The following is an 11,533-nucleotide window of genomic DNA, read 5'->3' on the forward strand; positions in this document are numbered from 1 at the left end:
GCGCAGCAGCCCCCATAAGTACCCCCTTTAAACATCAGGTATACCGTGGCGCCTGGTTTTGGGGCTGCTGCGCAGCCCAACGCGGGGCAAGCCCGCTCGCCACAAAAAATCCAGTTCACTACAAAAAAATCCAGCTCAATATAAAAAAAGCTAGTTCACTACAAAGAAAGCCAGCTCACTACAAAAGAAGCCAGCTCGCTACGAAGAAAGCCAGCTCACCCCAAACCAATCCCCCCATAAAACCCAATCGGTTTAAAACCAGTTTCCCCGCCAAGCAAAAAAACACAAATAGTGGTGAATTATTTCGTGTCCCCTTGTATCTGAAGTGACAGAGCGGTGCCATCGCAACGATGGCACCACCCCTGTTCTGCTTTAGAGTGGCCCGCATGAAATTACGTAAGAAAAGCGTCAAACCCATCGGATTGAAAGACATCACCATCGTCGACGACACCAAGATGCGCAAGGCGATCACCGCCGCCGCCCTGGGTAACGCCATGGAATGGTTCGACTTCGGTGTCTACGGGTTCGTCGCCTATGTGTTGGGTAAAGTGTTCTTCCCGGACGCCTCGCCCAGTGTCCAAATGATCGCCGCCCTCGCCACCTTCTCCGTGCCTTTCCTGATTCGTCCGCTGGGCGGCCTGTTCTTCGGCGCGCTGGGGGATAAATACGGGCGACAGAAAGTCCTCGCCGCGACCATCGTGATCATGTCGCTGAGTACCTTCGCCATCGGCTTGATTCCAGGCTACGCCTCCATCGGCATCTGGGCACCGATCCTGTTGCTGCTGTGCAAGATGGCCCAGGGTTTCTCGGTGGGCGGCGAGTACACCGGCGCGTCGATTTTCGTTGCCGAATATGCGCCAGACCGCAAGCGCGGCTTCCTCGGCAGCTGGCTGGATTTCGGCTCGATTGCCGGCTTCGTGCTGGGTGCGGGTGTAGTGGTGCTGATTTCCAGCGTGCTCGGCGAAGCGGACTTCGAAGCCTGGGGCTGGCGCCTGCCGTTCTTCCTGGCCCTGCCCCTAGGCATCATCGGCCTGTACCTGCGCCATGCGCTGGAAGAGACCCCGGCGTTCCAACAACATGTCGACAAGCTTGAACAAGGCGACCGCGAAGGCCTGACCCACGGCCCGAAAGTGTCGTTCAAGGAGATCGCCACCAAGCATTGGCGCAGCCTGCTGACCTGCATCGGTATCGTCGCGGCCACCAACGTGACGTACTACATGCTGCTCACGTACATGCCCAGCTACCTCTCGCACAACCTGCACTACGCCGAAAACAGCGGCGTGCTGATCATCATCGCGATCATGGTCGGCATGCTGTTCGTGCAGCCGTTCATTGGCTTTGTCAGTGACAAGATCGGCCGCAAGCCTTTCATCATCGCCGGCAGCATCGGCCTGCTGTTCCTGGCCATCCCGGCGTTCATGCTGATCACCAGCGGCAAGACCGGGCTGATCTTCGCTGGCCTGCTGATCCTCGCGGTCGTGCTGAACTTCTTTATCGGCGTGATGGCTTCGACGCTGCCCGCGATGTTCCCCACCCACCTGCGCTACAGCGCGCTGGCCAGTGCGTTCAACGTGTCGGTATTGATCGCCGGCGTGACGCCAACCGCCGTGGCCTGGCTGGTGGAAAGCACCAATGACCTGTTCATGCCCGCCTATTACCTGATGGTGTTTGCCGTGATCGGCCTGATCACTGGCCTGACCATGAAGGAAACCGCCAACAAGCCTTTGCGCGGCGCAGCCCCGGCCGCCTCGGACATGGAAGAAGCCAAGGAACTCCTGCAGGAGCACCACGACAATATCGAGCAGAAAATCGAAGACATCGATGCCGAGATTGCCGCCCTGGAAGCCAAGCGCCAGAACCTGGTGCAGCAGCATCCACGGATTAATTAAGCCCTTACCCGGCGTGGCGGCCCCGGCCGTCGCGCCATTGGAGTGTCAAGCATGGTTTCAAGCGTCACCGCTGCACAATCGCTACTCAGCGCCGATGAACGCGCTGCCATCGCCGAAATAGAAGCCACCACCAGCATCCTGCAATTGGTCACCCGCCTGACCGGCATGCGCTTTGCCGGCATCGCCAAATTCACCGACCTGGAATGGATCGTCTGCTCCGTGCATGACACGGTCGACATGGGCATCCACGTCGACGACGTCCTCGACCTCGAAACCACCCTGTGCAGCGAGTTCTGCATCGACCCCCAGGCCCTGTTCATTCCGCAGATCAGCGACAACGGCCGCTTTGCATCGCGCCCGGTGGTCAAGCAATACGCGATCGAGAGCTACGCCGGTGCGCCGATCTTCCTGCCCGACGGCCGCCTGTTTGGCGCGCTGTGCGCACTGGATTCGCGGTCGATGCTGTTTGATGACCCCAACCTGCCGGAAACCCTCAGCCTGTTTGCACGCCTGATCGGCTGCATTTTCTACGCTAATCTGACCCCGGCAGATCAGTGACCGCCGCCCTGCCACGCAACGCGGCCATGTCGCGTTTGGGTGGCACGCCAAACAGGCGGCTGTATTCGCGACTGAACTGCGACGGGCTTTCATAGCCAACCTTGAAGGCAGCACTGGACACGTCCTGATGCTCGTTCAACATCAAGCGCCGCGCCTCGTTCAGGCGCAGCCATTTCTGATACTGCAATGGACTCATCGCCGTCAGCTGGCGAAAGTGATGGTGAAAGGTCGCGGCACTCATCTGCACGCGCTCGGCCAATTCATCTACGCGCAAAGGTCCGTGGTAATTGAGTTTCAGCCAGTCGATTGCCCGGGCAATCCGGTAACCCTGGCCGTCCACCGAACAGATCTGTCGAAGCGCGCCGCGCTACCTGAAAAAATGACTCGGCGTCTTGCCAAACTGTTTCTTGAACATGCTGGTAAAGGCGCTCGGGCTGTCGTAACCCAGCTCCAGGGCCACGTCGATGATCTTCTCTCCCACCGCAATACGCTCCAGCGCCAGCAGCAGCCGTGCCTGCTGGCGCCACTGGCCGAAAGTCATGCCGGTTTCCTTGCGGAACAGGCGCTGGATGGTTTTCTGGTCCAGGGCCAGGCGCTCGCTCCAGTCGGCTACGGTGGAGGCATCACCCGGATCCTCCTGCCACGCCTCGCAGATCTGATTGATGCGCGCGTCGGCGGGCTGCGGCAACGACAGCGGCAACGCCGGCAGCAGCGCCAGTTCGTCGAGGATCAGGTGCATGATCCGCGCATCCCGCGAATCCTCGGCGTACGGCGGCTTGAGGCTGACCGAGGCCTTGATCAGTTCGCTCAGCAGCGGCGAAATGCTGACTGCCTTGGTCTCGGTCGGCAGGTTGGGGAAACTATCGGGGCGCACAAACACGCTGCGCATTTTCAGCGCACCCACGCAACGCAGTGAATGCACCTGCCCGCTGGGCATCCAGAAACCGCGATTGGGCGGCACCGTCCACTGGTTATGCGCCGAATGCACCACCATTACGCCTTCGGTGGCGTACAACAGCTGGTGCTTTTCGTGGCGATGGTCGGGGATCACCCAGTTTTCCGGGTAGTCGGTGGCCGAGCTGATCACGGCCCAGTCGCCCGCATCGATCTCCTGCAGAAAAACATCAAGTGATTTAATCATTTCGCCCTTTTTGCGATGGTTGCTTCCCGAATTACGCGAGACAGGCATTTTCGGCGACTCTAGCATAACCATCGAAACAATTTGAAATGGACAGCCTGCTCAAGTACGGGCTGTCCCTGATCGCTGCCTTGTATGGAATGCCTGCATGTCGACCTTGACCGCATCACCTGCTGCCACCTCGAGTCCGCCTCAAGTAAGCCCGTTAGTCATGCGTATCCTCGGCGCCTGCGCCCTGGCGCATCTGATCAACGACCTGATCCAGGCCGTACTGCCCTCGATCTACCCGATGCTCAAGGCCAATTACGGGCTGAGCTTCACCCAGGTCGGCCTGATCACCCTGACATTCCAGCTGACCGCCTCGCTGCTGCAACCGTGGATCGGCTACCACACCGACCGTCATCCCAAGCCGTGGCTGCTGCCGGCCGGCATGGTGTGCACGCTGATCGGCATCCTGATGCTGGCGTTTGTCGGCAGCTTCCCGGCGATTCTGCTGGCGGCAGGCCTGGTGGGCGTCGGCTCGTCGACCTTCCACCCGGAAACTTCGCGCGTCGCGCGCCTGGCTTCCGGTGGGCGCTACGGCCTGGCGCAATCGACCTTCCAGGTCGGCGGCAATACCGGCAGTGCCCTCGGCCCGTTGCTCGCGGCGGCGATCATCATTCCCTACGGCCAGGGCCATATCGCCTGGTTCGGCCTGTTTGCGGTGTTCGCGATCCTGGTGCTCTATGGCTTGAGCCGCTGGTACCGCAACCACCTCAACCTCTTCAAGCTCAAGCAAGGCAGCAAAGCCACCCACGGCCTGTCGAAACGCCGGGTGACGTTTGCCCTGGTGGTGCTGGCGGTGCTGGTGTTCTCCAAGTACTTCTACATGTCCAGCCTGACCAGCTACTTCACCTTCTACCTGATCGAGAAATTCAACCTGTCGGTGGCCAATTCGCAGCTGTACCTGTTCCTGTTCCTCGGTGCAGTAGCAGCGGGCACGTTTTTTGGCGGCCCGATTGGCGACAAGATCGGCCGCAAGAAGGTCATCTGGTTCTCGATCCTCGGCGCCGCGCCCTTCACTCTCGCCCTGCCCTACGTCGATCTGTTCTGGACCGCCGTGCTCAGTGTGGTGATCGGCTTTATCCTGGCCTCGGCCTTTTCGGCCATCGTGGTGTTCGCCCAGGAACTGGTGCCAGGCAACGTCGGCATGATCGCCGGGGTGTTCTTCGGCCTGATGTTCGGCTTCAGCGGGATCGGCGCGGCCTTGCTCGGCCTGCTCGCCGATAACCATGGCATCGAGTATGTCTACAAGCTGTGCTCGTTCCTGCCGCTGGTGGGCATCCTGACCATCCTGTTGCCGTCGACCAAAGGCGTCTAGACCGCCGGTCATCGGATGGCTGTGTGCCATCACCCTAAGTGTTCTGAAAAACCTGCGTGTGCGCTTACAATCCCGGTTTAAACGCACACCCAGGCAGACCCGGCACGAAATGACGCTCGACCCTCCCACGATCTTGGCACTCACCGTTGCCCTGGCAGCCGCTGCCGCCCTGTACCTGGCCGTTGAATGGCGCAGCGTACGCGAACCTTCGCTGCTGTTCTGGAGCGCCGGTTTCGCCACCATTACCCTCGGTTCAACCCTGGCCCTGCTGCGCAGCAGCGGTTTCCTGATGATCGGCATCTGGTTCGCCAACGGCCTGCTGGTGGCTGCGCACCTGTTGTTTTTACTCGGCGTGGCGCGGTTCACCCAGGTGCGCCTCTCGCGCCTGTGGTGGTTGCTGCTGGTGGTCTGGCTCGGGATGCTGATGCTGCCGGCTGACCTGCCCTGGTCCAAGGCCATGCTCGGCGTGCAATCGCTGCTGGTGGCGCTGCCGACGCTGCGCGCGAGCTTCCTGCTGCGTCCGCACGGTAAATCGCTGAGCATCGGCGCGGTGCAGCTGCGGTACGTGCTGCTGATCCATGGCGTGTTCTATCTGGCCAAGGCGCTGTCGGTGCTGATCCCCGGCACGTTGATCGACCTTGCCGCGTTCAAGGGCGAAATCATCCAGGTGTCGCTGGTGGAAGGCGCCATGGCGATCATGCTGATCGCGCTGTCGATGACCGGCTCGGAACGCTACCGGCGCGAACAACAGATCGCCCGCCTCGCCGCCCGCGACCCGCTGACCGCCCTGTACAACCGCCGCGCCCTCGACTTGCGCGCGCCACGCTTGCTGGCCCAGGTATCACCGGCGCAACCGGGTGCGCTGCTGCTGATCGACATCGATAACTTCAAAGGGGTCAACGACCTTTACGGCCACACGGCCGGCGACCGCCTGCTGATCGCCCTGAGCGAGATGATCCGCAGTGTGGTGCCGCGTGGCGCATTGGCCGCACGCCTGGGCGGTGACGAATTTGTGATCCTGCTCACCCCGGCGTCGAGCGAGCAGATCATCGAACTGGGCAGCAGCCTGCGCGACCAGTTTTATCAACTGGCCGCGCAGACCGTGCCTACCCCGCAGCCGGTGACCCTGAGCATCGGCGCCAACCTGTTCGACCAACCGCCGGCGAGCCTCACCGCATTGATCGAGCAAGGCGACACCACGTTGTATGAATCCAAGCGTGGCGGGCGCGATAGCATCCGGTTGGTGGACCGCCGGGCGATGCAGGCGCCCTAATGACGCCGCAATCGGCCCGGTGTTGACGCGTCAGCGCCGGCAATCCAGCGCCTACAGGTCGTAGTTAACGGCCACGCTGCGCCCGGTCTGCACCGAAGCCAATGCGCAATCGGCCAGGTGCAGGGCGTACAGGCCGTCGCGCATGCTGGTGGGCAGTGCGTGGCCGTGGTTCAGCGCCTCGATGAACTGCGTCAACTCATTGCGATAAGCATCGGCGTAGCGCTCCAGGAAGAAGTGCTGCAGCGGTTCCAGCGCCTCGGTGTGTTCGGCGCTCCAGTGGCGCACGGTGCTGGGACGATGGTTATCGGTGAGCAACACGCCGTTGGCGCCGGAAACTTCGACCCGCTGGTCGTACCCGTACACCGCCTGGCGGCAGCAGTTGATATGGCATTGCTTGCCCGAGGCGGTGCGCAGCAGGACCATCACGCTGTCGTAGTCGTCGATCGCTTCCAGGCTCGGGTCCACCAGGCGGCTGGCGATGGCGCTGACTTCCACCGGCTCTTCGCCGAGCAAGTGGCGGGCGGTGTCGAAATCGTGGATGGTCATGTCGCGCAGGATGCCGCCGGAGTGTTCGAGGTAATCGCGGGGCGCGAGGCCGGGGTCGCGGCTGGTGATGATGACCTGGCGCACTGCGCCGATCTGCCCGGCGTCGAGGGCCTGGCGCAGGCGCAGCATGTCGGGGTCGAAGCGCCGGTTGAAGCCGAGCATCACCTTGCCGCCCTGGCGCTCTACCGCTTGGGCGGCGCCGCGGGCCTTGGCGATATCAAGGTCGATGGGCTTCTCGCAGAGCACCGCCTTGCCTTCGGCGACCGCCGCCAGCAGCAGATCGACATGGGTGTCGGTGGGCGTGCCGATCACCACGGCGTCGATGTCCTTGCGCGTCAGCGCGGCGGCGCAATCGTAGGCCGCCTCGCAGCCCAGTTGCGCGCTGAGCGCATCGACGCCTTCGCGCCAGGGATCAGCCACCAGCACCAGCGTGGCACTGGGGTGGGCGGCGACGTTGGCGGCGTGGATCTTGGCGATGCGCCCGGCACCCAGAACGGCGATACGTAGCATGGTCGAACTCCTGATGTTGTTATTGAGGGAGATTCAGTCCGGCAGATTGAACGGCGTGACGATTTGCACCTGTGACGGCGCAATCGGGCCGGCCTTCCATAACCGGTGGTAGTGCAGGATGTGCAGGAACACGTGGCGGGCATCGATCTGCAGGTTGTGATCGATGATCGCAGCGATTTTTTCGTCGAGCAGCAACTGGCGGTTTTCCTGGTCGAGGTCGTGGCCGATAAACACCTCCAGCGGGCGATCAAGCGCGGCGAAGGCATCGACAATCGCGCGATTGCCGCCGCCGACGCTGTACACCGCCTTGAGGTCGGGATGCTGTTGCAGCGCCTCGGTGACCCGCTCGAACGTGCGCGCATACACGCCGTAGCCACCACTGATATCGAGCACGCGCAAGTGCGGGGCACGCCCGCGCAGCCAGGCACGAAAGCCCATCTCGCGCTCTTCTTCGCCGCGAAACAGCTCGCTGCCGATCACCACCGCGACGTCCTGGGGCTGCGTCGGCAACCAGCGCGACATCAGGTAGGCGGCGGTCTGGCCGGCGGTGCGGTTGTCCATGCCGACGTAGCCGATACGCTCGCTTTGCGGCAGGTCCGTGACCAGGGTCACCACCGGAATCCCCGCCGCGATCAGTTGCTTGACCGCCTGGTTCACCGCCGGCTCATCGGCCGCCTTGAGCACCACGCCCTGGCTGCCGGTGTCGAGGCAACGCAGCAGTTGGTCATGCATGGCCTGCGGCTCGATTTCTTCGAACAGGTGAAAACGCGGGGCAATCCGAAACGGCGCCAGGCTCGCCAACTGCGCGGTGATTGCTGCCTGCACCGCCGCACTGAAGCGTTGTGGGGTGTGCATGATCACGTCGACATGAAACGTGCGTCCCACCGCCAGGCCGTTTTTCTCCTGAGCCTCCAATTCCTCCAGCGCCTGCTCGATCCGCCGCCGGGTCTGCGCGTGCACGCTGCCGCGCTGGTGCAGCACGCGGTCGACCGTGGCTTTGCTCACCCCGGCCTGGGTGGCCAGTTGCTTGATGGAGAAATGTTTTGCGCGTTCGAGCATGGGTTTCGCCTGAGGTGTTTTTGAGGTCTTTTTTGGGCGTTACTGAGGTTTTGCAATGCTAGTCTCAGTTTTGCCCGGCGTCGAGCCGGACGATCCACAACAACAAGAATCCAGGAGAAACTGCATGCCCTCTACCGATCTCGCCACCTCGTTTTCAGGCCAATACTTTGTCGTCACCGGCAGCACCCAGGGCCTCGGCGCGGCAGTCGCCCACACCCTGGCGCGCCGTGGCGCCGCCGGGCTGATCATCTGCGGGCGCCGCCGCGCCCAGGGCGAAGAGCAGGTGCGACTGCTGGCTGAACTCGATTGCCCGGCGTTTTTTGTCGAGGCCGACCTTGAGAAAGTCGAGGATTGTCGCGCGATCATCGAGGCGGCACGCACCCACTTCGGCACCTTGCACGGGCTGGTGAACTGCGCGGGCATGTCGGATCGCGGCACCATTCTCGATACCTCGCCGCAGCTGTTTGATCGGTTGATGGCGGTGAACGTCCGTGCACCGTTCTTCCTGTTGCAGGACGCATTGAAACTGATGATCAGCAACGGCGTGGAAGGCGCCGTGGTGAATATCCAAAGCGTGACCGGGCACGGCGGGCAGTCGTTCCTCAGTGCTTACGCGGCGTCCAAGGGCGCGCTGGCGATTCTGACCAAGAACGTCGCGTTCAGCGCGCTGCGCAACCGCATCCGCGTCAATGGCCTGAATATCGGCTGGATGGACACGCCCCATGAGGATGAAATCCAGCGCCACTACCACGGTGCAGAAGATGGCTGGCTGGCCAAGGCCGAAAGCGCGCAGCCGTTCGGGCGCCTGCTCAAGCCCGAGGAGGTCGCGCAAAGCGTGGCGTTTTTGCTGTCACGCGAGTCGGGGATGATGACCGGCTCGATCATCGACCTGGAACAAGGCGTGGTCGGTTGCACCGACGGCGGCAGCCCGCAACCGCACCAGGCGCTGAGCCTGCCAGGAGGTGCGTGATGTCCGCATTCGTGACCGAAGAGGCCGTGCGCCTGGCTGACTTCAGCCGCGTCTGTGCGCAGAAGGCGCATGCCGAGGACTATCCGCTGGCCGCTGAAGTGGTCAGCAACGTGCCGATCTACCAGGCGCAAACCTTGCGCAACAGCGACCGCCTCGCGGTCATGAACGAATTGCATCGCCTGTTTCGCGACGGACCGGGAGTGATGGTGGTGCGCCGCGCCTATGAAGACCTGGAGGTGGTGGATCGGCACAGCCAGGTGTTCGACGCGATCTTCGCGCATGAGGCCGCGCAAGGTGTGGCCGCCGACCACTTTGCCAAGGCCGGCAGCAACGGGCGCATCTGGAACGCGTTGCAAAAGGCCGCGTTGCAGTCGCCGGAATCGTTTGTCGAGTACTACGCCAACCCGTTGCTGGGGCTGATCGCCGAGGCGTGGCTGGGCCCGAGTTACCAGGTCACGGCGCAGGTAAACGTGGTGCACCCCGGCGGCCAGGCGCAACAGCCGCACCGCGATTATCACTTGGGCTTCCAGACCGTCGAGGTGGTGGAGCGCTTCCCTCTGCCCTTGCACCTGCTGTCGCAGTACCTGACGTTGCAGGGCGCGGTGGCTCACTCGGACATGCCGCTGGAAACCGGCCCGACCCAGCTGCTGCCGTTTTCCCAGCAATACGCCCTGGGCTACCTGGCCTGGCGCCGCGCAGAGTTTATCGACTACTTCCAGCACCATGCCGTGCAACTGCCACTGAACAAGGGCGACCTGCTGTTCTTCAATCCGGCGCTGTTCCATGCCGCCGGCACCAATCGCACCGCCGACTGCCAGCGCATGGCCAATCTGCTGCAAATCTCCTCGGCGTTCGGCAAGCCCATGGAAGCCCTCGACCGTGACCGCATGATGCTGGCGGTGTACCCGGCGTTGCTGGCCAATACCGGCCTGGACGCGCAGGCGGTTGCTGCGGTGGTGGCCTGCACCGCCGACGGCTATGCCTTCCCGACCAACCTCGACACCGACCCACCCTTGCACGGCCTGGCCCCGCAAACCGGACAGGCACTGATGCTGCAAGCCCTCGACGAACGCTGGACACCTGCAGACTTCGCGGCGGCCGTCACGCAGCTGCGGGCCAAGCGACAGGCGTGATGCTTTAACAACAACAAAAACAACGGAGCAATATCATGAAGAAACACCTCCTTGCGGCACTCTTCACCCTCGCCATCAGCCCCTGGGCACTCGCCGATATTCGTATCGGCGTAAGCATCGCCCAGGTCGACGACGTATTCCTCGCGCAGATGCGTGACTACATGGCCGCCCATGCCAAGGAGTTGCCGGGCGTGAGCCTGCAATTCGAAGACGCCCAGGGCGATGTGGTCCGCCAGCTCAACCAGGTGCAGAACTTCAGCGCCCAGGGCATGGACGCGATTATCGTCAACGCCGTCGACACCGCCGCCACGCAGAAAATGACCCTGAATGCGCAGCAGGCCAAGATCCCGCTGGTGTACGTTAACCGCCGTCCCGAGTTCAAGGAGGTGCCACCGGGGGTGGGCTATGTCGGCTCGGATGAGATCAAGGCGGGCGAGATCCAGATGCGGTACCTGGCCGAGAAAATGGGCGGCAAGGGCAACCTCGCGATCATGCTCGGGCTGCTGTCCAACAACGCCACGCACAACCGCACGCAGGGCGTGAAAAACGTGCTCAAGGACTACCCCGACATCAAGATTGTCGAGGAGCAAAGCGCGGAGTGGCAGCGCAGCAAGGCGATTGACCTGATGAACAACTGGATCGTGTCCGGACGCAAGATCGACGCAGTGGCGGCGAATGCCGATGAGATGGCGATTGGCGCGGCCATGGCCATCAGCCAGGCGGGCATGCAACCGGGCAAGGACATCCTGGTCGCCGGCAGCGATGGCGGCGCGGCCGGGCTGGATGCCGTGAAGAAAGGCCAGTTGCTGGTGACGGCGTATCAGGACAACAAGGGTCAGGCCGTGGGCGCAATTGACCTGGCAGTGAAGATGGTCAAGCAAGAGCCCTACGTGGCTGAGCTGACCATCCCTTACCAGCAGATCACCAAGGACAACTACCAGGCCTTCCTCAACCCTTGACCCTCCTCAACCTCCGTGGCGAGCGGGCTCGCCCCGCGTTGGGCCGCGCAGCAGCCCCAAAACCTGACACCTCGGACTGTCTGAAGAAACGAGGTGGCGATGACTGGGGCGGCTGCGCAGCCCAACGCGGGGCAAGCC

The 11,533-nt window shown here is 62.6% G+C and carries 11 protein-coding genes and 1 pseudogene; 8 read left to right on the forward strand and 4 right to left on the reverse strand.

Annotated elements, in window-relative coordinates:
• The 3 genes from QMX97_RS29540 to QMX97_RS29550 all read left to right on the forward strand — a co-directional run.
• A partial coding sequence (locus QMX97_RS29540) for a hypothetical protein (RefSeq protein WP_282398080.1) occupies positions 1-329 on the forward strand: 329 nt, incomplete at its 5' end.
• 57 nt (positions 330-386) lie between these two features.
• Positions 387-1,889, forward strand: coding sequence for a glycine betaine/L-proline transporter ProP (gene proP, locus QMX97_RS29545; protein WP_065908025.1), 1,503 nt, complete (start codon positions 387-389; stop codon positions 1,887-1,889).
• Between the two features lie 51 nt (positions 1,890-1,940).
• Positions 1,941-2,447: a GAF domain-containing protein gene (locus QMX97_RS29550; protein ID WP_065908023.1), complete on the forward strand. Its 507-nt coding sequence runs from the start codon at positions 1,941-1,943 to the stop codon at positions 2,445-2,447.
• On the opposite strand, the pseudogene QMX97_RS29555 reads toward QMX97_RS29550, so the two are convergent.
• Positions 2,422-2,805: pseudogene (locus QMX97_RS29555) on the reverse strand (AraC family transcriptional regulator); the annotation flags it as partial. The gene QMX97_RS29550 and the pseudogene QMX97_RS29555 sit on opposite strands and share 26 nt — an antisense overlap.
• 9 nt (positions 2,806-2,814) lie before the next feature.
• A complete protein-coding gene (locus QMX97_RS29560) occupies positions 2,815-3,636 on the reverse strand; it encodes a helix-turn-helix transcriptional regulator (RefSeq protein WP_065908017.1) in 822 nt (273 codons plus the stop codon).
• 97 nt (positions 3,637-3,733) lie between these two features.
• On the opposite strand from QMX97_RS29560, the gene QMX97_RS29565 reads away from it, so the two are divergent.
• Both QMX97_RS29565 and QMX97_RS29570 read left to right on the forward strand, forming a co-directional pair.
• Positions 3,734-4,945 (forward strand): MFS transporter, encoded by a 1,212-nt coding sequence (locus QMX97_RS29565; RefSeq protein ID WP_065908015.1) that lies wholly within the window; start codon positions 3,734-3,736, stop codon positions 4,943-4,945.
• 109 nt (positions 4,946-5,054) lie between these two features.
• A complete protein-coding gene (locus QMX97_RS29570) occupies positions 5,055-6,218 on the forward strand; it encodes a GGDEF domain-containing protein (protein ID WP_120448781.1) in 1,164 nt (387 codons plus the stop codon).
• 51 nt (positions 6,219-6,269) lie between these two features.
• On the opposite strand, the gene iolG is transcribed toward QMX97_RS29570, so the two are convergent.
• Positions 6,270-7,274, reverse strand: a complete 1,005-nt coding sequence (iolG, locus tag QMX97_RS29575; protein WP_282398081.1) for an inositol 2-dehydrogenase — start codon at positions 7,272-7,274, stop codon at positions 6,270-6,272.
• 33 nt (positions 7,275-7,307) lie between these two features.
• A complete protein-coding gene (locus QMX97_RS29580) occupies positions 7,308-8,333 on the reverse strand; it encodes a LacI family DNA-binding transcriptional regulator (RefSeq protein WP_065908008.1) in 1,026 nt (341 codons plus the stop codon).
• Positions 8,334-8,457: 124 nt separating this feature from the next.
• Between QMX97_RS29580 and QMX97_RS29585 the strand changes: the two genes are divergently transcribed.
• From QMX97_RS29585 to QMX97_RS29595, 3 genes are read left to right on the forward strand one after another with little or no spacing between them, the layout of a single operon-like run.
• A complete protein-coding gene (locus QMX97_RS29585) occupies positions 8,458-9,303 on the forward strand; it encodes an SDR family oxidoreductase (RefSeq protein WP_282398082.1) in 846 nt (281 codons plus the stop codon).
• A complete protein-coding gene (locus QMX97_RS29590) occupies positions 9,303-10,436 on the forward strand; it encodes a phytanoyl-CoA dioxygenase family protein (RefSeq protein ID WP_282398083.1) in 1,134 nt (377 codons plus the stop codon). The genes QMX97_RS29585 and QMX97_RS29590 overlap by 1 nt, the downstream gene beginning before the upstream one ends.
• A 35-nt stretch (positions 10,437-10,471) precedes the next feature.
• The gene (locus QMX97_RS29595; protein WP_282398084.1) at positions 10,472-11,395 is read left to right on the forward strand and encodes a sugar ABC transporter substrate-binding protein; all 924 of its coding nucleotides are present in this window, start codon (positions 10,472-10,474) and stop codon (positions 11,393-11,395) included.
• Positions 11,396-11,533: the final 138 nt, after the last annotated feature.

Source organism: Pseudomonas sp. PS01298, assembly GCF_029959745.1.
GTDB lineage: Bacteria > Pseudomonadota > Gammaproteobacteria > Pseudomonadales > Pseudomonadaceae > Aquipseudomonas > Aquipseudomonas aylmerensis.